The organism is Sphingobacterium spiritivorum, assembly GCF_016725325.1.
Lineage (GTDB): Bacteria > Bacteroidota > Bacteroidia > Sphingobacteriales > Sphingobacteriaceae > Sphingobacterium.
Map to the genome: position 1 here is coordinate 246,375 of NZ_CP068083.1, position 23,144 is coordinate 269,518.

16 protein-coding genes are annotated in these 23,144 nt (G+C 40.0%); 5 read left to right on the forward strand and 11 right to left on the reverse strand.

Annotation, left to right across the window (positions count from 1 at the left end; translation table 11 throughout):
* Nucleotides 1-20: 20 nt before the first annotated feature.
* The gene (locus tag I6J02_RS00860) at nt 21-1,370 is read left to right on the forward strand and encodes a S41 family peptidase (protein ID WP_201679972.1); all 1,350 of its coding nucleotides are present in this window, start codon (nt 21-23) and stop codon (nt 1,368-1,370) included.
* 97 nt (nt 1,371-1,467) lie between these two features.
* On the opposite strand, the gene I6J02_RS00865 is transcribed toward I6J02_RS00860, so the two are convergent.
* The 6 genes from I6J02_RS00865 to I6J02_RS00890 all read right to left on the reverse strand — a co-directional run bounded on the left by I6J02_RS00865 (nt 1,468) and on the right by I6J02_RS00890 (nt 9,420).
* Nucleotides 1,468-1,782, reverse strand: a complete 315-nt coding sequence (locus I6J02_RS00865; RefSeq protein WP_201679973.1) for a hypothetical protein — start codon at nt 1,780-1,782, stop codon at nt 1,468-1,470.
* A 12-nt stretch (nt 1,783-1,794) separates the two neighbouring features.
* Nucleotides 1,795-2,601 carry a hypothetical protein gene (locus I6J02_RS00870; RefSeq protein WP_201679974.1) on the reverse strand — a complete coding sequence of 269 codons (807 nt, stop codon included), beginning with the start codon at nt 2,599-2,601 and terminating at the stop codon, nt 1,795-1,797.
* A 55-nt stretch (nt 2,602-2,656) separates the two neighbouring features.
* Complete coding sequence (locus I6J02_RS00875) at nt 2,657-4,021, reverse strand: hypothetical protein (protein ID WP_201679975.1); 1,365 nt, start codon at nt 4,019-4,021, stop codon at nt 2,657-2,659.
* A gap of 266 nt (nt 4,022-4,287) precedes the next feature.
* The gene (locus tag I6J02_RS00880; RefSeq protein ID WP_236582241.1) at nt 4,288-7,575 is read right to left on the reverse strand and encodes a TonB-dependent receptor; all 3,288 of its coding nucleotides are present in this window, start codon (nt 7,573-7,575) and stop codon (nt 4,288-4,290) included.
* Between the two features lie 141 nt (nt 7,576-7,716).
* Nucleotides 7,717-8,685: a FecR family protein gene (locus I6J02_RS00885; protein WP_201679977.1), complete on the reverse strand. Its 969-nt coding sequence runs from the start codon at nt 8,683-8,685 to the stop codon at nt 7,717-7,719.
* Nucleotides 8,686-8,778: 93 nt separating this feature from the next.
* A complete protein-coding gene (locus I6J02_RS00890; protein WP_201679978.1) occupies nt 8,779-9,420 on the reverse strand; it encodes an RNA polymerase sigma factor in 642 nt (213 codons plus the stop codon).
* Nucleotides 9,421-9,812: 392 nt separating this feature from the next.
* On the opposite strand from I6J02_RS00890, the gene I6J02_RS00895 reads away from it, so the two are divergent.
* Nucleotides 9,813-10,412: a hypothetical protein gene (locus I6J02_RS00895; RefSeq protein WP_201679979.1), complete on the forward strand. Its 600-nt coding sequence runs from the start codon at nt 9,813-9,815 to the stop codon at nt 10,410-10,412.
* Between the two features lie 356 nt (nt 10,413-10,768).
* On the opposite strand, the gene I6J02_RS00900 is transcribed toward I6J02_RS00895, so the two are convergent.
* Nucleotides 10,769-12,019, reverse strand: a complete 1,251-nt coding sequence (locus tag I6J02_RS00900; protein ID WP_201679980.1) for an MFS transporter — start codon at nt 12,017-12,019, stop codon at nt 10,769-10,771.
* Between the two features lie 198 nt (nt 12,020-12,217).
* Between I6J02_RS00900 and I6J02_RS00905 the strand changes: the two genes are divergently transcribed.
* Nucleotides 12,218-14,104, forward strand: a complete 1,887-nt coding sequence (locus tag I6J02_RS00905) for an OmpA family protein (RefSeq protein ID WP_201679981.1) — start codon at nt 12,218-12,220, stop codon at nt 14,102-14,104.
* A gap of 102 nt (nt 14,105-14,206) precedes the next feature.
* On the opposite strand, the gene I6J02_RS00910 is transcribed toward I6J02_RS00905, so the two are convergent.
* The 3 genes from I6J02_RS00910 to I6J02_RS00920 form a co-directional block, all read right to left on the reverse strand.
* Complete coding sequence (locus I6J02_RS00910; protein WP_201679982.1) at nt 14,207-15,496, reverse strand: WG repeat-containing protein; 1,290 nt, start codon at nt 15,494-15,496, stop codon at nt 14,207-14,209.
* A gap of 229 nt (nt 15,497-15,725) precedes the next feature.
* A complete protein-coding gene (locus tag I6J02_RS00915) occupies nt 15,726-16,799 on the reverse strand; it encodes a Gfo/Idh/MocA family protein (protein ID WP_201679983.1) in 1,074 nt (357 codons plus the stop codon).
* Between the two features lie 17 nt (nt 16,800-16,816).
* On the reverse strand, nt 16,817-18,097 hold the full coding sequence (locus tag I6J02_RS00920) for a Gfo/Idh/MocA family protein (protein WP_201679984.1): 1,281 nt from the start codon (nt 18,095-18,097) through the stop codon (nt 16,817-16,819).
* A 182-nt stretch (nt 18,098-18,279) separates the two neighbouring features.
* Between I6J02_RS00920 and I6J02_RS00925 the strand changes: the two genes are divergently transcribed.
* Complete coding sequence (locus tag I6J02_RS00925; protein ID WP_201679985.1) at nt 18,280-19,551, forward strand: DUF819 domain-containing protein; 1,272 nt, start codon at nt 18,280-18,282, stop codon at nt 19,549-19,551.
* 66 nt (nt 19,552-19,617) lie between these two features.
* On the opposite strand, the gene I6J02_RS00930 is transcribed toward I6J02_RS00925, so the two are convergent.
* Nucleotides 19,618-20,925, reverse strand: a complete 1,308-nt coding sequence (locus I6J02_RS00930) for a putative oxidoreductase C-terminal domain-containing protein (RefSeq protein ID WP_201679986.1) — start codon at nt 20,923-20,925, stop codon at nt 19,618-19,620.
* 161 nt (nt 20,926-21,086) lie between these two features.
* Here I6J02_RS00930 and I6J02_RS00935 point away from each other — a divergent pair, with 161 nt between their 5' ends.
* Entirely contained in the window at nt 21,087-22,343 is a 1,257-nt protein-coding gene (locus I6J02_RS00935; protein WP_236582242.1) for a DEAD/DEAH box helicase, read from the forward strand.
* Nucleotides 22,344-23,144 lie beyond the last annotated feature (801 nt).

Consider the following 23,144-nt stretch of genomic DNA (forward strand, 5'->3'; position numbering starts at 1 on the left):
AACTTCATTAACTTTAATACATGAAAAGTCTGTCTCCTCTTCGTCTTACTTTCATACTTTTTACATTTGCGGCCAGTCTGTTTACAGCCTGTAAAAAAGAAGATGCTCCTGCCCCTGCCGGAACAAATAAAGCCATCAATCAATGGATCATGTCGCAGATGAAACAATACTACTACTGGAGCAATCAAATTCCCTCCGGCAAGACGGATGAAACCTCACCTGATATATACTTCAAATCACTGTTGGTTCCCCAGGATCATTTTTCCTCAATCTTACAAACCAAAAACACGGATACTTACGGAAATACGCTGGCGAATACTTTTGGTTTTGATTTCATCCAGATTTCTCAAAACGGAACTATTCACCATATAGTCAGTCAGGTAGTGCCTTACTCTCAGGCGCAGCAATCCGGACTGTCCCGTGGAGATACGATCACAACATGGAATGATCAACTTCTTACACCTGCTAATGTTTCAGACCTTACACAGGAAGCTCTTGGCAGAAATACGCTCCGGTTAACACTGCACTCGGGGAAAACTCTACAACTGGCTTCTGCTTACATTGCTCAGCCAGTAGTATACACACAGCGTATCATACAACAGCAGAACAACATTTATGGGTATCTGTACCTTAGTCACTTCGACTTCAGCGGAGCTTACGATGTTATACGGGCTGTGGATGACTTCCGACAGAAAAAAATAACGGATTTAATACTGGATATGCGTTACAATGCAGGAGGACAGGTATCTTTTGCTGCGTTTTGTTCCTTGCTATTGGCAAAGGTACAGGCCAATGATATTTTCCTTATGTATCAGGGCAATGCTTCCTTAGGTGTACAGCGTATGAGTTTTGCACAGTCACTCAGCAGACAACCGGACGGATACAGCTTTACTGCAGAGGACCTGCATTCAAAAAGTCTTCAGCTCAGCAAAATCTACATCTTAAGCACTTCCTATACAGCTTCAGCAGCAGAATTACTAATCAACAACTTAAGTCCATACATAGAAATTATACATATCGGAGAGACGACCATGGGCAAAGATATGGCCTCTGTCACGTTGACTTCACCAGACAATATCAATGGCTCTGCAGAAAGCTGGCATATTCTTCCTTTGGTCTACAAATTGTATAACAAAAACAACAAAGGTGATTACAACGCAGGACTGATACCGCAATTTAACCTGTCTGAGCACAGTTCTTTACCCTTGTATCCTTTCGGATCCGAACAGGATCCATACGTAGCTTTTGTCCTCAGCAGAACCTCCTCCTCCCGGAATACATCTTTGCAAAAGGCCGCCATCAGTTTAGAAGGCCAGGTACTTTACCACTCAGATCCTAAACAACACAAACCTCTTATTCTTTCTGAATAATATGCTGCTCACAGCATATTCTCCTTTCCAAAATAAAACAGGGCCATCTCCTTAAGAAAATGACCCATCATCAACCTTTACCCAAAAAATTTTAATATTATTTAGCCAGGGAATTAATCGTATTGACCAGCTGACGGATATCTACCACAGCATGTGGAGTTCTTTGCAAACGACGAACAGGTCTTGCCAGATAAGCAGTACGGATACGGTATGACTCCTGTTCATACTTTTTGATAATTACTTCCAGTAAATTCAATGTATCCCGGTACTGCTGATGTAAGGCAACAAGTGATTCACGGCTTTTTTTGATATCATAAGCTGTAGACACTTCATGCTCTGATCGCAGTAAATGTTCGAGATCCACCAATACCTGTTTCATCTGCTGGTGTTTGAGCGAATTAATTCCCTTCATATTTTTTCCGTTTTATTTAATCAAAAAATTATTAAATGGATATGACCATCCCGGAGAAGGAGTCCAGGTATCGAAATAATCTTCCTTCTTAGAAATTACTCCGTCAGGAATCGTTGATATAAAAATACCTGCAGATGTATTTGAACTCTCCAAATACAGATATACAGGTTCTCCCTCTTTTAATAATGGTTTTTTATCTGCTTTCAATACCAGAAATCTCCCTACATAATCAGAGCTCCTGACTGGAGGACTCTTAACAGGAAGTACAGTATAATCTGCAGGCACTTTTCTGCTTACATTAAACACCGTATCTGTACTGATATCATAATATACCGACATAAACATTCCAAAGTCAAATTCTTTTAATTCCTGAAATACCAGATGTATAGCTTCTTCATTCGGAGCCAGTTCTTTATTGTAATTGACAAATTTGACTTTGATTTTACCCGGCTCCGGCAACACTCCTTCAATCTCGCCATTCCCCTTCATCAGTACGACCGTTTGTTCGTCAGCCGGATCCATTTTTAACAATGTAAACTTGTTTGTATTTTCTTCTAATTTTATATATTGCTTCAACACTTCTGTCTTTGATGCCAGACTTACTACGCTGACTTCTACAGAATCACTCCTGATTATTTTTTTCAAAATATTAAAAGGGATAGTTTCCTTACCTATTTTTATCTCATATCCTTCAGCTTGTTTGTGAGTAAACTGAACCGTACTTAATGCAGTGAACGAATTGATTTCTTCACCTTTTTGACAACCTGTGATTACTAATACAGAGATCAGTAATAAAAAGCAAACTATTTTTCTATTCATATACAGTTAAATAAAGCCTGCCGAAGCAGTTTTCGACAGGCTATATAGATTATGATTAATATGTTTTCGGAGAAAACTGAGTCCATCCGAATGTCCACACCTGAGAAGGATTCGTCACAGCAGGATCGATAGCTCCTTTGTATGAAGTTCCGGTACCGTAAGCTGGTGAAGTAGCTGTAGGACGTAAAACAAAAGGATTAAATCCGCCTGATACAGGGTAGAAAATATTAGTTCCACCTGCTAATGCCAGATAAGACGTTGCATCAGAAGAAACTGTTGTCGAGTTGCCTGATCCCGGAGCAGTGCCATTGAATGCAGCTGCATATCCGTGTACGACGTTGTTACTGAAATTACCTCCTGAAATGCTCTCGAAACTAGCTCCTGTAGCATAACCGGCGATGATTGAATTTTCGATATCCAGTGAAGAAGCTCTTCTCCAACGGTTACCATACTTAAGTTTAGTAGTAGCAACAGCTGCGTCTTTAATACCCAGGAATGTAAAGTTTCTCAATTTAGGATTAGTCAATGGCAATCTTGTAGCATCACCTGCTCCATTGTTATCAGACTCTAAACCATTAGAATCAGAATTTCCACTTGAAGTACTGTTAGTAGAGTTAGGATCTTTCAGAGACAATGCATACTCAATAGTTCCGGTATATCCGAAATCAAAATCATAATCATCATCGTCATTTGAAGAAGCTACTAAATATTTCGCATTAACAGTACCTCCGAAAAACTCAAAACCGTCATCTTTACCCCAAGATACCTGAATGTTTTCCAAAGTAGTTCCGTTACCGACACCACCTAAAGTCAGACCGTTGATCTCATTGTTTTCAGTCAGGTTATAACCTGCAAACTCAATACGCACATATTTCAAGGTACCGGAATTGTCAGCAGGATTACTTCCTCCGTAAGTTACATCTACACCTATAGGCGCAGGTACACCTTCGATACGTGTAGTAGCCGGTTGGTTAGTTGTCGCATTACCCAACATAATCACACCACCAAAATCGCCCGGATTGCGGCTACCCGAAGCATTAGGAGACGTAAATACAATCGGAGCAGCAGCAGTACCGATAGCATTCAACTTAGCTGTTTTAGGTACAACTAATACCCCACGGATATTTTGAGCACCGTATACCTCGTCATTATAAGATTTCACATTACCTGAAGTAAGAAAAGTACCTGCTTCAATTGTAAGCGTTTGTCCGGGTGCTACAAAAGAAACACCATCGATCAACCATACCGTATCTTTTGACAGAAATGATTTAGTGATCAAACCATTTACATCTACAGGAACGTGTGCCTGAGGTTTAGCCGGTAGACCCGCTTTGAAGTCTGCCTGTGGAGCCAGGTTGTCTTTGTTACATGAGGCTAATGCGATTGCGCATACAGATGCCGCGAATAAAAACTTTTTCATGCTTTGTTAATAATTTAATAACTTTGCTGCCTATAGACAATTTGTGAACTATGCTACTGAGCCGGACAGCAAATAACGTTCAGTAGTATAGCTTGCATAATCCCTTCACCCTTTTTTAGTTTTTACTTATCTTCCCGATTGTGTGTTTGACAATTCGCGGAACTTATTCTTCATAGGAGGATCACAGGATTATTATTTTTTGCCTGCCTCGCGCAAGCCTGTTTTTTATTTCTAACCACCTTTCAAGATGGCCTTCATATTTATTCCTAAAAATTGTAGGTAAAAGACAAATTAAAACGACGACCATCCTGTTTACGGTAGGTAATGGTATCTCCGTCATCTTTGTTATAATTATTATCTCCTTTAATCAAACGAAAACCATCAGCTTCTTTTCCAGGCGTTATCATTTCATAGGCTTCGGTATTCGTATAGAATCGTGTCCATTCGTTAAGCAGGTTAGCCATATTAAATTTGATTTCTGCTTTCTTTTTGAATAAGCGGGCATATATCTGAAAATCCAGCTGACGCGGAGCAAGTTCGTATTCAACCAGATTCGGACTGGTATTAGCCAGATTGGTACGAGGCCCTCTTTGATTATAACTGGCGGTAGCACCATAATAGTCTCCCCAATAACTCAATCCCAGATTCAACAACCATGGAGACTGCCCCATTAACGGACGATCCTGATCCGCACCTTTGGCCTGTACTAATGCATTATCCTGATTAGCATCTATGTACCACGGACTAAGTGTCTTAACAGAAGATTTCAGCAGGGTACCGTTGGCATATACAAAAAATTTAGATAACCATTCCTGAGAAGACACAAAGCTTAGATTTTTACGTACCTCCATTTCAACACCCAGATTGCGTGCAGATTCCATATTGACAAAGACGAAGTATTTCTGTGTATTCAGTCTCGGATCCATCACCAGCTCCACAGGTTTGTCCAGATGTTTATAATATCCTGTCAGCGAGATAATTTCTCCGGCACCCGGATACCACTCCAACCGGATATCGGTATTATCTACTAACGATGAAGTCATGAGTCCGCCTGAGATATTCGCATCCAGTTCATAATCATAAAAACCAAAGAAGGAAGTTTCTCTGAAATCGGGACGTATGGCTGTCCGCGAGTAACTTGCACGGACATTGAAATCATCCGTCACGCTATATGTTGCATTAACAGAAGGCAATGCTCTCCAATTTTTATCTTCAACCAGATCCCTGTACTCCAGATATTTATTGACTATACCTGAAGTTCTGTCCCAATATTCGGCCTGCTGATTATTCAGACGGTAATACTCCATACGTACGCCATATACAAGACGCAATTTTTGCCATAACTTCTGATCAGCCATGATATAACCGGCATGATTTTTCATATCTCCGTTGAAAATCCGGCCATTAATATTCTCCGCCCAGTAGTACGCCTGATTGATTTCTTTACCTATATTTTGAGGATCCAGGATGACTTCATAAGGTTGTTCAATAACACTGCCCCTTGCAGCAGCAGGCAGCATTCGGAATACATCCAGAGATCTGTTTTTCGACCAGCCCTGATACCCTAATTTAACCAAGGTACTGATGTTTCCTCCAGAGGCGAATTTTTTCGAGAAATCAAACTTCCAGTTGTAATCCGTCTCATCTACATTTGTCCACATACGTGAATCTCTGGACAGATTATCTCCTCCTACTTCTGAGGACAAGCGTACATTTGGAGTTTGAAAATAAGGCTGACCGTCAATAATAGTTGTCAATCTGTATCTTAACTTACGCTCATCCAGAATCTGCTGTTCGATCTTATTGACAGCTCCCATCGCTTCCATTTTGACAGACCAGGGCAAGAGATATTCTATATTCAGCTGATGTTGTTGCAAAGACATCGCTTCAGGCAACTGATACTGCTCTTTAAACGGGGCTTGCATAAGATCCTCATAATTCAATCGGATAGCCTCATTATAGTTCGAATTGTAGGTACGGGCATACATATTCTTGGAAGATATTTTGAAATCATTCCCTTGTAATCCAATGTTAGCAACAAGACCGCTGCTGCTGTTGAAACGATAGGAAGTACCGGCACCGTTCTGCCCCAGTCCTACACTATCTATAAAATGAAATCCGCCGCGGTTTGAGCTTCTTATATTGTTGAACTTTACAATATTCTGCTCATTTCGGATATTAGCACTTGCCGCAAAGCCAAGTTTCATTCCGTTATTCAAATCATATACACGCCCTAATGAAAAGCGGTAGTTCTGATTGGGCATTCCCTTATATTTATTCAGCCTGAGAGGTTCAGCACTCAAACGCTTGGACTGTGCAATAGCATCAAGTGAACTGTACGGACGTGGATCATTAGGTAATAATGTGAGGTCATCTGTCTGCCCCGGAATACCCGGAGGAGGTACTTCTACACCCGAGGTCCAGTACCAGGGAGTCATTCCGTCAGGCAGCTTGACAGAAGAGTTGTAAAACCCGATATATTCACTGTTATAGCGCTTTCCGAGATGATAAAAATCCTTACCCAGTGTTTGCGAATTCGTTCCTGTTCCCACCTGAATAGAAGTAAAATTTTGCGTCGGAATATCCAGCGTATTTACGGATACCTGACCACCCGAAAATTCAGATGACATATCCGGTGTAGCAGTCTTGTTTACAACTACATTACTTACCATTTCTGTCGGAATGATATCGAAAGAAAAATTACGCTTATTCATGGATGTGCTCGGTATCACTACTCCGTCAAGCATCGCCTGATTATACCGCTCAGACATCCCCCTTACCACGACATTTTTATTGTCTACTGTGGTCAGACCTGTCACACGTTTCAGCACCTGCCCCATATCATTGTCAGGAGTGCGGGCAATCTGTTCTGCTGAAATACCGTCCGTAACCGATGCTGCATTTTTTTGTGCAGCATAGAGTCCGGCCACTGATGCCTTCTTGAATGAAGTATTCACGACAGCCTCTGCCAATTGAGCAGTCTGCGCCACCATAGCGATATTTAAGGCTGTAATTTCACCCGATTGCACTTGCACATTACTGATACGCTGTGTCTGGTAGGAAATGTAACTCACTTCCAAGGTATACTTTCCTGATGGAATTCTTAACGAATAACTTCCGTCTACTGCACTCTGTGCATTACGGTTTAATTCAACTATTCTGATTGTCGCATTTGGCAAGCCCAATCCCCTTTCATCAAGAATACGTCCCGATACTCGTCCCGGTTGTTGAATAACCAACGGCTCAAGCATAATATAGCTCCCTACCTCCTTATAGCCGACTCCGGCCCCTGACAGGATATGCTTCAGCACTTCCTCTACTGTACTGTTTACAAATTTTCGGCTACGGGTAACTTTTTGATCCAGATTCAATTTACCGGGATCATAGGCAATAAATATCTGCTGACCTTCCAGATGTTTTAATGCTTCGGACATATTCTTTGCCGGCACAGAAATCGTAATTTTCTTTTTTAGTAATTGGGCATTTACGCTGTTGGCCAGTAACATTTCCATAAGGAATACCATCATCAGGCCTGAGAGTAATAGGGTTCTCATTATAAATTTGAGGTAGTATAAATTAAATTGCATAAATTTGATTATGTATTAATGACTTCACGGTTTTTAGTACAGTTTTAAAATCAGGAGCGATCCTGTGCGAAAAGGGTTAACGATGGCAGTCGTTGACTCTTTTTTGATTTAATAAACCATCACGATATCGCCCTCCTTCCTGAATTTATTATGGTGTACAGTCGTGATGACCTCCAAGAGATCGTCCAGAGAGATTTGTTTCTGAATGGACAGTGTGTACTGCTGATCCGCTATACGAGGATTTGTAGTCTGCAAGGTTACTCCGTAATTATTTCGGATGGTAAGCGCAAGCTCTTCGAATGAAGCCTTGTTCAGATATGTTTTACCCGTAATCCAGGCGTTTCTGTTTTCCAGGTCAAATGATTCTGTTGTACTGTTGTCATTTGATTTATCGTAACGGATCTGCTGACCTTTGGTTAATACCCCAAGCATCTGATCATGATGCTTTACCTGCACTCTGCCTGAAAATACAGCTACAGTCTGCTCCGGCAAATCTGTATAAGACCTGATCGTAAAAGAAGTACCCAGTACCTGAGTCTGCAGCGCTCCTGAAGTAACAATAAAAGGTCTTAATGTATCACGCCTCACCTCGAAAAATGCTTCTCCATATGAAAGTTCGAGCTTTCTGTTTGTTCTATTGAAACTTGCTACATCCAGCTTAACCCGGGTCATACTGTTTAGGGTGATGACTGAACTGTCCGGAAGCAATACCTGCTTCCGCTCGCCCGCTATAGTTTCAAAAACTCTTATTTCCGGAGTGGTCGCAATATAATGTGAAGGAGTTTGATCCTGAGCTGTCATCCACCACACAATACCGAGACAGAGGAGGACGCTGGCTGCAATACTGACAACAAATTTCCAGGAGATCATAGATCCTACCTGACGTACAGTAGCACCGTCAATATGACTACAGATTTCTCCGTATATACGATGTTGAAGATTTTCAGATATGCTATGTTCCGAAAATTTTTCCCGGTCAAGCTGATCATACCAACGATCGACAAACTGACGTTCGTCAGCCGTGGCACTTCCGTCCCGATACCGTTGTATCAATAAGTTGAATATTTTAGTTTTCACTTTTTTTGTCCCTTTTATCTGTATGTCAGCAAAAAGGATAAAAAGTACTTCAATAAATCATTAAGGTTATATGAAAGAATTATGAACAGCTACCTAAGGTTTGAGCCATTCTTGCAAGGATTGCACAAAAAGTAAAAAAAGAGGGCCGTATACATCTTTTGACCGGGCAGTCAGTCCCCTCTGAAGACGTTTGGTAGCTTCGGTTAAATTGTTTTTTACGGTTTGCTCAGATAGATTAAGTCTTCTGGCAATTTCTTTAATGCTATAATGTTCCCAGCGTAACAATACGGCCTGCTGCATATTATTAGGCATTGCTTCCAGCTCCTCCTCCAATAGTTTTTCCATGGCAAGATAAGTCTCCATTTCCTCCGGATGCTGCTGTACATAATCAAACATATGCGCAGCTAGTCCATCCAACAACTTTTGCTGAGCTTTATTGGAGTTAAAAAAATCTATGAGTTTAAATTTCAGCATACCATAGAGATATGCACGCAGATTCATTTCGGTATCTAAAGCAGACCGTCGCTCCCAGAACTGAACAAACAACTCCTGAAGAATGTCTTCTGCCTGCTGCTCATCGCGAAGACGTTTTACAGCATGGATATACAGTTCTCTCCAATAACAATGGTAGATTTCGGCAAATGCAGATCTGTCGTCTTGTTCTCTGACGGAGACCAACCATTGCTGATGTAAACGTCTTGTTTCAGGCATATGCTCCAAATGTAAAATATTCATATTAAGCCAATATTAAAAAATCATACCGTATACATTATATAGCAGTCAGGACGAAGACGATATGAAGATAAGGACAGAAGAAAATAACAAGAAAAAAACACAGCGACACATTGTAACATACTTGTTTCAATCATTAAAATATCTTGTCAGTATGCATTATTTTAGTAATTTCATAACTAATTAAGCTCGCTTACTATCCCCCATCAAAGCGCAGTAATCCCACCTATGATATCTAACGCTTAAAATTGATCTGTCTGTATGATTTAACTTGTTCTCCATATGTTAAAGCTGTGCTCAAACTTAGCTACAAATAAAAAAAAATATTAATTGTATATTTTTTTCATTTTAAAGAATTTATACGTAACTTACATATGTAAAAAATTATATGACCTATGGATACATATAACCAACATTCAACCTTAAAACAATATTTCAACAGCGTTGTATCTTTAGACCAGCCCGTTCATTGGCGGGAGTATTACCGCATATCAAAACTTGTTGCATATATGCTTTTGGAAAAGCTCAGGATGGATAATTATGATTCAGGGGTACATATGGACATTAACAATACTGCATTTGTAAAGACATCTATCAATGCCTATTATCATCTCGGTATAGCTCTTGAAATAGGGCTGAATGGTATGATTGACAATGCACACAACACAATTTCTTATCCCAGAAGTCAAAGGGTACAAGGAGCTTCACTCAAGCAGAAAACTCAGAATCTGCTTCAACTTGCAGACGAAATCGGATTGTTCAATAAAAACAGAATGGATTTTCAACGTTTCACAGATTATGAAAATTTAAGACAGGTATTGTTACATCTGAGTGATATTATCAAGTGGAACGAACGCCATCCCTATCCGGAAAGCTCCACCACCTTATCAAAACTAAGTAATAAAATTCCGTTTTTAATTTTCAACGGTTCACATATTACACAGATGGTTCAGCCTCTGTTTGATTTATTGGAAAATGAAATCGAAAAGAACTAAGAAAAGATAATTCTTTTAGGAGCTGTTTCAGCAACTCCTTATTATAATACTTATGTAAATCAGTATAACAGAAATAGTCAGCGGGGATACCCCATTTCTGGCGCAAGCGTCCGCTTGTGCCTGCTACTTTTATCGGTTCAGGAACAAGTTCTTCTCTCTTTTTTAAGGAGAGATCCCGGTTTACCGGGAGAGAGGTTAAAGACTGATATGACAAGCATATGCTTCTACTACTTAGTGCTACCCTATATTTTAAAATAAGACCCAAAATTCACGTTAATTAATAAAAAAGTCAGCAGGGACGCCAACTGACGCAGTGAAGGATTGCCTTATGATGCGGTTAAAACTGTTAAACAATATTATACAACTTCGGCAGCTTCATCTTTAGCGACTCCCATTTTTTCTTTAAAGAAGACGGCGAAAATCAAAAGACATCCTGCAGCTATTGCCGCAGGGGTAATCCACAAATACCACCAGAAATCAGATACATATACAGCTTTAAGGTAATCTGAAATATAACCCGCAACCCAAAAGCCAATCAACATCCCTATTCCATACATTGCGACTGTGATCAATCCCTGAGCTGAGGATTTGTAACGTTCACCGGCAATTGTATCCGTATAAATCTGCCCCACTACAAACATAAAATCATAACATACACCATGAAGTACAATGCCGATGATCAACATATAAGACAAATCATCTCCGTTTCCGAAAGCAAACAACAGATAACGCAGTATCCAGGCAGAAATACCAATCAGAATCATCTTTTTGTAACCAAACCTGGCAAAAAAGAAAGGAATAAGTAAAAGACAAAGCGCTTCCGACAATTGCCCCAAAGCCATCTTAGCCGTAGGATTGGGCAATCCTACACTTACCAGATAAGGATTTGTATTCTGATAATAGAAAGATATCGGGATACATATCACAACTGCTGTTAAGAAAAATATCAGAAAACCTTTATTCTTCAGTAATCCTAAAGCTTCCAGTCCCATAGCATCTGTTATACGGAATGATTTATCCTTATTTTTTGCTACAGGAGGTGTTTTAGGTAATGTCCAGCTAAACACAGATAAGAGTAGTGAACAGCAAGACGCCAGCAGAAAGGTATAACTCAATGCTCCACTTGCTATCGCATCAGGACTATCCCAGTGAAAAATATAACTTATGATTACCCCCGAAATCACCCAGCCCACCGTACCCCAAACCCGAATACCCGGAAATTGCTTTTTTGCGTCTTTCAGATGCCTGAAAGAAATAGAATTAGTCAATGCCAGAGAAGACATATAAGCGATAAAGTAAACAAATACATATGGATAAAACTCAGCTGCACTTGACGACTTATACATCATAAATAACAGTACCGCACCAATTAAATGTAATATAGACAGTACGCGTTCTGCATTAAAATAACGATCTGCCACAAATCCTATAAAGAAAGGTGCAAGAACGGCTCCCAGCGATTGTGTAGAAAAAATATTCGCAACCTCAAGCCCTGTAGCCTGCAGATTTTTGGCCAGATACGTCCCTAAAGTAACAAACCATGCACCTTTTATCACATATTCTAAGAACATCATGACCGAAAGACGAATACGCAATGAAATATCCATAAGAAAAAGAGAACTGCAGATGATTAAGGTTTATACATCTAAGATAGCCTTTAAAGGATGGTTTCACAAATTGTAACAGGATTGATTCAACAGTACAAACTATAGACGCTAAAGTTATCACCCATGCGGTTATCAAAATACACCCCCTTATCAATCAGCAAAATTTAATTATCTTTAACAGATTGAATAGAGTTATATATGCGTTACAGTCTTGTCCTGATTTTTATATGTGTCTTTGGATATACTTTTGCTCAAAAACCTTCCGGAAATGCAAAAGCACAACAACTCTATACATCTGCTAACAGACACCTGCAAAAAGGAGAATATCCTCCGGCAATAGAACTCCTGAAGGAAGCTGTAAAAATTGATGGTAATTTTGCATCTGCTTATCAGACTCTCGGAGATCTCTATCGCAAAGCAGATCAGTATGAAGAAGCCCGCCAGATGTATGAAAAAGTGTTGCAGACAGATCCTGAACTAACTCCGCTGACCTACTTTGGAATTGGCGAGTCCAGCCTTTTCACAGGCCATTACAAGGAAGCTCTGAACTACCTGGAAACCTATAAAACTAAAGTAAAACTAGCCGACAGAAGTGCTTTGTTAGTGAATAAATACATAGCAGACTGTAATTTTAGCCTCTCTTATTCTTCTCCGGAAACCTTTGTTATGAATAAATTATCCGATGCGATCAACTCTACAGATGATGAATATTTTCCTAAGCTGACTGCCGATAACAAAACTATTATTTTCACGCGTAAAACAGCCAATCAGGAAAACTTTTACGAAAGTCAGTACGATGGAAAACTATGGTCTCAGGCTAAAAAATTAACAGGCCACATTAACTCAGATCAATTTAATGAAGGGGCACACTGTATTTCACCTGATGGTAAATACTTGTTTTTCACGGGTTGTAACTGGCCAAACGGAATGGGTAGCTGTGACATCTACATATCAAAAAAAGAAAACGGAATCTGGGGCGAGCCATATAACCTCGGTGCGCCGATCAATTCCAAAGGATGGGAATCTCAACCTGCAATTAGTGCGGACGGACGTACCCTTTATTTTGTCAGCAACAGACCAGGCGGAGTTGGTGGGTATGACATATGGAAAAGCACACTGAATACAAAAGAGGAATGGTCTGCGCCTGTTAATCTGGGGCCGAAGATCAATACGATCTTTGATGAAAGTGCACCCTATATCCACGCAGATAATACCAGTTTATTCTTTGCTTCCAACGGATGGCCCGGGTTCGGCCGTAAAGATATTTTTGTAAGCAAATCAGATTCCCTGAATAAGTGGTCCACTCCTGTTAATCTCGGACATCCCATAAATAATTATTATGAACAAAATGCGCTTTATGTAAGCATGAATGGCAAAATGGGATTTCTTTCTACACAAATAGACGGACAACAACAGCTGGACATCTATAGTTTTGAGATTCCTGCACATAACCGTCCGCATCCCGTAGCATTTATAAAAGGACTGGTACTGGATGCAAAAACTTTAGTACCGGTAAAAGCCAGTATCAGCGTCACAAATACCGCCACAAATCAGTTGGTATTTGAAGACCAGAGTGACATCACCGACGGAGAGTTTCTGGCGACCTTACCCATTGGCAATCACTATGCAGTACATGTACGCGAAAAAGGTTATCTGTTTGAATCGATACCCTACGCTTTGGATGATCCCCGCCATACGAATGAAGAGTTTGAAGCCAGAATCTTATTAAAACCCATAGAAGTGGACAAAAATGTAGTACTGAACAATATCTTCTTTGCATTAAACAAATACGATCTTTTACCTTCCTCCACCAGTGATCTGAATACACTCGTTCTTTTTTTACAGGAGAATCCGCAGGTACGCATAGAAATAGGAGGACATACAGACCACACAGGGAATGATCAGCTGAATAAGACGCTCTCGGACAACAGAGCAAAGGCTGTGGTCGATTATTTAATTGTAAAGGGTATTTCAGCCACCCGTCTTCTGGCAAAAGGATATGGTTCAAATCAACCCATAGCTACAAATGATACTGAAGAAGGGAAAGCCTTGAACAGACGAACTGAATTTAAGATTATAAGATAATATTAATCCGCATAGCATTTGCTCTGCCTTTTTTCTAAAACAAGTATTAAGGAAGCAATTACAGTTTTTATAGATGCCTACAGTCTTCAGAAGCAAAAACTACTATTTTGTAAAGCTCCCAATAAAGTCCGATGCAGAGATAGTTGTAGTCTTATTTTGGCCTTCTTTTTCAACAAGATTCAGCTCACCTGCCGCATTCCATTTCACGGACTGATAAGAAGGTTTAACGACAAACTTTCCTTCCAGATCTATGACACCATACTGACCGTCTTTCTTTGCAAATACATATTCCGAATTTAGAGGTTGCATATCTTCCAGACTGTCAACACGTATTTTACCTTCAATATCTGCCAATCCGAAATTAGTATCAATCTGATAAGAATAGACCTGATCATTGACAGGTTGAAAGTGATTGTACCCGGATGTATTCAGCATCTTGCCATCATTACGTACCAACCAGTATTTCTGGTCCAGATCGGTCACGGCTGCAACTTCATCTGTAATATTTTCTATGGTCTGGTAATTTGCCGGTAACAGAATTTCTCCGCTTTTCTTCTTTAATCCTATGACTACATTTCCGTCCCGGTTATCCGGAAACCACTGTACACCGTCTTGTAGCTGAAGACCGCTGTTGAAGACGGCCAGCAGTTCTCCTCCGGAAGACAGTCCGTCGCCAGTATCCTGTACATCCACGATTTCCATTTCGGATGGCAATTCAAAATACGAAGGGTCAGCACTCATTTTTTCAACTTTAGTTGCCGCAAATCCTACTGTAGAATCCTGTGTATCCAGATCAAACTGAAGGACGGCTCCCGGTAAATGATTAGCAAAAGGAAGATTATCACTCCCATATGCAGGAATATCTTTGGCACACCACACCTGATAGTTTACCTCTCCGAATCCGTGTTGTCCAAAGTTTAACTTATATTTATGGCAGGTGTATCCCTGAATATCTCTCACTTCATCTGTAGGGGAAATAATCAGGTAGCTGACATCATCTCCTACATTCTTCACATCCGAAGCATTAATGATACGATATGGATCGGATATAATATCTTTTGTAATGATATCATCCCCTTTTTGGTAAGCGTATACTTCTTTTTTAGGATACACATACATAAACTGAGCTTCGTCCTTTCCCTTTAGTACTCTGGATTTGTCTTTTGATATCCAGATTTTTTCTTCAAAATCTGCATGTTTTGATTCAGGATAAAATGCTTCTGCAATATTCTGTTCAAATTCGGCAACATACTGTCCTGTACGCTCTGTCCACCATTCAGCAGGTTTTGCACCTTTTGCTTCAAGATGAATTTTCCACACATCAGTCTGTGCCTGCGTGTTTATTTGGGATAAGAAAAGGAGAAATAATACAGAAATGGAAATTTTCATCATCAAAACAAGTTAATACAATCTTTCTTCATCAAATTACAGACCAATTGATCAAAAAAAATTACATTGTGGAAAAATAGCAATGATGAAGACAGGAAAGAATCCTAAAGTCTCATTTAATCAGTCTTAAGTATAGGCTATAAAACTTATGCTGATAAATGAAAATCAAGAGACTATACCCATCATTTCATAAAATTATTGCAGAAGAAAGCAGTGGAAAATGCAAAGATTCTTAGGATAAACTAACGATCTTCCCCGTCTTGACAGATTCATCACAGGCAATAGCAATACGCAAACTATTCAATGCATCCTGCATAGATTTGCTCAGGTCGAGATTATCCTGTATAGCCTTTAAAAAGAAAAGCTGTTCTCTATTACAAAGTTCCTGATGATCAGGCTCGTCTTCCAGGTGGATCCATTCATCTTTACGCACGAATTTATTTTGATCATCAATAGCGGCATAGTGAACACGCAGGGACTCGGTGCGTGTATGGGAGGCTACACTATCCGAATGTCCGTTACCGGATGCTTCATTAGCTACAATGGACACACAACCCAGAGGCCCGATCACATCCTTCACAAAAAAGGCTGTTTCACTCATCATCGGCCCCCAGCCTGCTTCGTACCAACCTACACTGCCATCATCAAAACGAATCTGCAACTGTCCGTAATTATAATTATTGTCGGGAATATCATCTGTAAGCCTTGCCCCAATCGCAGACACCTGTAATGGTCTGGCATCGGTAAGCTGACACATCACATCTATATAGTGAACACCACAGTCCACTATCGGGCTGAGACTTTTCATAAGGTTACGATGCACATCCCACATATAGCCCTGACTTTGCTGGTTAAGATTCATGCGCATAACCAGTGGATATCCCATCTGTCTGCCTGTTTCAATAAACCTTGTCCATGACGGATGATGACGGAGAATATAACCGACAACCAGTTTTTTACCGGAACGTTCTGCTGCAGCAATGACATTTTCCGCACCGGCAACCGTATCGGCCAATGGTTTTTCTATAAATACATGCGCTCCGGAGTCAAAAGCCATGATTGCATATGTTTCGTGTGTATCAGGATAGGTAGCAATACAAACTGCATCAGGATGAGAAATAGCAAGAGCTTCTGCATAATCTTCATATAAAGGATAGCTTGCATTCAGGCGGCTATTCAGTTCGGATTTACTCTCTCCACGGGATACCAGTCCCACAATCTCAAACTCAGGAAGCTCATGATACGCTTGTGCATGGGAAGCTCCCATATTACCGCATCCTACTACTAATATTTTGATTTTTCGCATGAAAATCTGTTCAGATATTATCCAAAAGTTGTTAATCCCGGACGTGGAATTGGTAATTGATCTACTTTCATATTCCAGTCAAATTCATCAGAATGCGGGCCCAATACGACTTGTGAATTCATGATTTCATCATAGCTGATCGCTTTTCCGGTATAAGCAGCAGTTCTTCCCCAGATACCCAACAGCGTTGACTTAGTCATTGAATCTCCGTCATTAATAACTTGTCCGTTGCGAATAGCTGCAAACAGTTCATCATGTTGTGTCTGGTACATGTTATTGAGTCTTCCCGTAAATTTCCACGGATGTTCACCCATCACTTCGTAACTGGACATCAGTTTGACATCTACCTGTCCCTGTGTGCCCATTACATCGACACTATTACGTGATGTAGTGCCATTCTGCTGTCTGCTGAAATGGTAAGATTTCAATCCTCCGGAATAAGCATATTCTACAGCATAATGATCATATACATTTCCAAATTTATCCCACGGCTTAGCCTGTCTTCCTCCGGTACCTGTTACCAGTTTAGGCAGTTCGTCATTCATCACCCATGACATAAAGTCCACACTGTGTATGGCTTGTTCCACCAGCATATCTCCCGAATAACGGGTATAGAACAACCAGTTCCGAAGCTGAAATTCAAGATCACTCCACGCGGGCTGTCTGTCTTTGAATGTAAGTTCTCCGCCGTAACGAAAAGTAGACAATCCCTTTACATCTCCAATACTACCCGCTCTTACTTGTTTGATAATCTCCCGGTTTGGTGTGGAATAGCGAAAGCAAAAACCACAAACAATATTGAGCTTTTTCAGTTTTGCCAGCTCTACTGCTTTACTTACGCGGTGAATACCCGGAATATCAACGGCTACAGGTTTCTCACAGAAGATATGTTTACCAGCCTTGACGGCCTCTTCCAGATGATCAGGACGGAAATTCGGCGGTGAACAGAGCAATACAACATCTACACCCGAGTTTATAAGTCTTCTATATGCATCAAACCCTACAAATTTATTTTTATCATCAACCTGTACACGCGCAGCATCTATTTCACGAAGTGTCGTAAGTGCATGTTCTAACTGATCCGGGAAAATATCGGCCAATGCCGTTATTTCTACCTGAGGATCTGCCGCTAAAGCCTGAGAAGCAGCTCCTGTTCCTCTTCCGCCACATCCGATCAAACCTACTTTGATCTTTTTTGCGGAAGTAGCATATCCCAGATGTGGAATTGCGGCCAGTGATGCAGCCACGACCGCACTTTGTTTGATAAAGGTTCTTCTGTCCTGGTTCATTTCATTCATTTATAGAACTCTAAAATTAACAAATTAGAGTTACATTAAAAATAACAACTCTATATTTCAAATATCCATCACTATATTTTTACAAATTAACCATGCGTTTTTATGCATTTTTTAGATTAAATCAATGAATAAGTTACAAATAATACATAACTTCACCCCACTAATCATCAATTTTAAACAACATGGAAGAAAAATTACCAATTGTACAACCACTTATTACCAATGATGCTGTTGTATTCGGCTTATTAATGGGAATTCTTGGTTTTATCTTTTATACTTCCAGTAAAAAGGAAGGCTTTTGGGCCAAGTTTTATAAATATTGTCCTTCCCTTGTACTGTGCTACTTTGTTCCTGCACTTTTGAATTCTTTTAATATCATCAATGGAGAGGTGTCACAACTGGATGAGATGGCTTCCACATACCTGCTTCCTACCAGTTTGATTTTCTTTACCATTGGTATCGATATTCAGGGACTTAAACAACTGGGCAGCAAATCGTTAATCATGTTTTTCACAGGAGCTATCGGTATTATTATCGGTGGTCCTATTGCAATTGCTTTGATTGGCAGTATATTTCCGTCCATTCTTCATTTTAACGGTGAAGAGACATGGAGAGGTTTTGCGGCTATTGCAGGCAGTTGGATCGGAGGAAGCGCCAATCAGGCCGCTATGTTCAAAGTTTTCGGTTCTTCAGAATCTCTGTTTGGTCAAATGGTAGCTGTAGATGTACTTATATCCAGTATCTGGATGGGATTATTGATCTACGGTGCTCAAAAATCTGAAAAAATAGATGCTTTTTTCAAGGCCGATACTTCGTCTCTCAAAAATCTGGAACAAAGACTGGAATCCATTCACCTTGCAGAAAGAGTCAAAGATGTATCCGTAGCCCAATGGTTTACCGTATTAGGCGTCGGCTTTGCCGGAACTGGACTTGCTCACCTTATGGGTAATTTTATCGGACCCTGGTTTAAAGAAATCTGGCCGGCTTCGGAACAATATTCCCTGACAAGTATTACGTTCTGGGTTATTATTATTGCGACTACGATAGGAATGGTTCTTTCCTTTACCAGAGTACGGAAACTTGAAAATTACGGAGCGTCCAATATGGGCTCTATATTACTGTATATCCTGGTCGCTACAATCGGAATGAAAATGGATATAAAAGCTTTACTGGACAATCCTGTATTCTTTTTAGTAGGTATCGTGTGGATATTGATCCATATTATCCTTATGCTGGGAGTGGCAAAAATTATAAAGGCACCTTTCTTTTATGTAGCTGTTGCCAGTCAGGCAAATATCGGCGGAGCCGCATCTGCTCCTGTTGTAGCTGCAGCATTTAACAAATACTTAGCTCCTGTAGGGGTATTACTTGCGGTATTAGGGTATGCAGTAGGCACATACGGAGGTTACATCTGCGGACTACTGATGCAATATGTCTCCGGATTATTTCAGTAACCATATTTTCGATAAGAATGTTTTCAATAAATATAGTGCAGAACTTAAGCTCTGCGCTATATTTATTTAAGGAGTTACCAGTTTTGCAGCATCAGATATCAATTGATATTTAGCCTTTATAAAAGATGTTTCCCACTCCGGAACAGCACCCTTTTGATAATAATTAACAAAAGTCTTTACAGAACCTGCGAGATACTTATCCGGATTTCTGTTATTTCCCTCCGGTAATACTATCTTATATTTGCCGTCTGCTGTTAATTCAAAATTAACAGCCTGAATACCGGTCTTAGCAAGAGTTTCCTGAAGTTTTTTCTCAAAACCCTGCTTATCTGCCGATTCTTTTGCTGTTATATAAATGATATTACGGCGATCTTCGGATCGGACTTCAACAGTAAAATTAATGGTTTGAAGAACGCCTTCAAAAGTATCACCTTTACTTTCTTCAGAATCATAATCCCAGGCAACAGTTACTGCAACAGACTTCCCCCGAAGCAGATAACGAATTTCTGCATTCGAAGAAACAGCAAGCTCATTATATGGATTTACATAAGCTTTCAGTTCATCAGGATAAGATTGTTGTCCGGTCAGATTCGCAAACTGATACCTGTTCAATAAGGCAGGCCATTTTCGGGCCTTGACTAGTCTGACATCCGCAGCATAATCCAGTTTTTGTTCCGGCAATGTAATCCAGTTCACCAGATCAAGATAGGATGCAAGACCTGCAAAACCGTCTCCCTGTTTATTTACATCAAAAAATGAGAGCGGTTTCTGGATCATATCACCCTGTTTCCACTCTACAAAATTAAAGTGTCTGTTGATTACAATTGCCGGAGCCTCTTCAGAACCTGCAATCAGGCCTCCTGAAAACTCCTGCTGTGCGACTAATGCTTTGACAATAACAGCTTCCTCATAAAACCGTGCAGGTACCAGATCATAAATCAGTGCTTTTGTCTCAGCGGCAGTACGATACATATTTTGCAGGTGTTGCATACTCTGCTTTCCAGCCACAAGGGGCTGCTGCGCAAGTACAGCAATGCCATTTGCTGTTAATCGTTCTCCTATTGCACCTCTTTCTGTATTGAATCCGCCCAAATAGGAAACATTAGCCTTAGTTCCGGATAGCAATTTTCCCATTATATCTGTAGTCTGTATCTCTGCTACACGGAAGGCCGGATTCGCTGTCAGAGAAGAAGAATGAGAAGGGTTAAAGACTGTCACCAGTGTATCGAGCTGATCTGCCATAGCACTGACTACCGAATTTACGGTGCTGTCCACAGGATTGATGACAACAAGTGCGATATGTGACTGTTCCTGACAAGACATCATTCCGGTCAAAAGAACAAGTAAAGCTATATTTTTAAAAAAATGTTTCATAATTACCGTCTGGCGAAAGACATCAATGTTGCTGATTATTAGTCTCAAAAAAATTGAACCAAAATTACATTTTTATTTAAAACAAAAAACAGTTATTCTTTTAACTACCTTTGCAGCTGATTGATACTGACAAAAAAGTCAGCATTATAAAATTCAACAATTTGCAATTCAAAGATTTAAAACTTATAGCACCTATCCTGAAGGCATTGGAAGCTTCAGGATATCAGAATCCGACACCTATTCAGGAACAAGCAATCCCTATCATCTTTCAACGTAAAGATCTCCTGGCCTGCGCACAGACAGGAACTGGAAAAACAGCGGCTTTTGCCATTCCTATCCTGCAGATGCTGACCTATTCCAAAGAAAAGACTGCTCAAAAAAGAATACGCACGCTGGTGCTGACACCTACACGTGAATTAGCCATACAGATCAAAGAAAATTTTGATGCATACTCCAAAGAATTACCTATTCGTAATCTGGTCATATATGGTGGTGTGGGACAACAGCCGCAGCGTGATGCCTTAAAAAAAGGAATTGATATCCTCATTGCGACTCCAGGGCGCCTGCTCGACCTGTACAATCAAAGGTTTATTGATCTCAAACAACTGGAGTATTTTGTACTGGATGAAGCCGACAGAATGCTGGACATGGGATTTATCCATGACGTTAAAAAGGTGATTTCTATCATTCCTAAAAAGAGACAGACACTGTTGTTTTCAGCAACAATGCCTGCAGAGATTCAGAAACTGGCATCTCATATTCTGGAAGATCCAAGCAAAGTAGAAGTAACTCCGGAATCTACCACAGCAGAAAAAATACAGCAGTCGGTTTATTTTGTCAGCAAATCAGACAAACGTCATCTGCTTACGCATCTGCTCAAATCCGAAAATATTGAACATACGCTGGTATTCTCCAGAACAAAACATGGTGCTGACCGAATTGCCAAAGATCTGGCAAAACAGGGCATACAAGCCGCAGCTATCCATGGTAACAAATCGCAATCAGCCAGACAAAATGCACTGACTAATTTCAAAGATCGCAAACTTCGCGTACTGGTAGCGACAGATATCGCAGCAAGAGGGATTGATATCGATGATCTGTCTTATGTGATTAACTTTGATCTTCCAAATATCCCGGAATCTTATGTACACCGGATAGGACGTACAGGACGTGCCGGAAAGGATGGCAAGGCAATTTCATTCTGTGATGATGAGGAATACGCATACTTATTGGATATTGAAAAATCCATTCGGATGGAAATACCAAGAGTGGAAGAGCATCCTTACAGCTTACATATCTCTCCGAAGAAACCAGGACAAGCAGCTAAGAAACCAGCTACAGACAAAAACAGAAGCAAAGCCAGATCCGGAGCCAGTAAAAAACCCTTCAGAAGAGGAAAATTTAAAACAAAAGACTAAGAATTCATACGCCATAACAGAAGCCCGACCAATCGTAAAAATTGGTCGGGCTTCTTTTTTTTATGTTTACGCCACACCTATACAACGGTATTTTTATCTGTACTCAACAGCTAGATTGAAACGAATAAAAGTCTGTTGACTTCGCATTCGATTATCCAAATTTTGTACTTAAAGAACAATACAACAATCAATTCGAATATTATAAAAATCCTCACCACCCTATTTTTGCAAAACAAAAGTGTATTTAATATACGCTAAAATGATCTTCACTAACAAAATACAGCATCATATTTAGGTATAAAACTATCTCTTCTGTCTAAGGTATCGATCGATATAACTTTTGTTGCTTACCTAACAGAAAAAAAATCAGGTTTAGCCTCTTCGAAACATATGGAAAGACATACAAAATATAGTTTAAAAAAAGGGAAACCGGATGCTCTTTCATATAACAGTATACCATTTGTTAAAGGCAGTTGTATTCACTCGGATATAAATCCCAATTCAAATAGAAAATCTGAAAAACACAAGGAGATAAGTCATACGAAAAACGTTAGGGAAGCATTACATTTTCAAAAGCAAAGCAAGTCTTTTCAGATAAAGCTACACTATTATTACATAGAAAATACCGCATTAAAATCACGGTCATTTTTAGTGCACTCAAAAAAAATATTCATTTCACTTCATTCCATTTTCCTTATCTGAACGATGGGAGCAACCAAAGATATCTGTATACTTTATGACTATTTTCAATATTAAAAAAGCAGTATTCTTCCTTTTACTTCTTACAAGCATAAAAAGTTT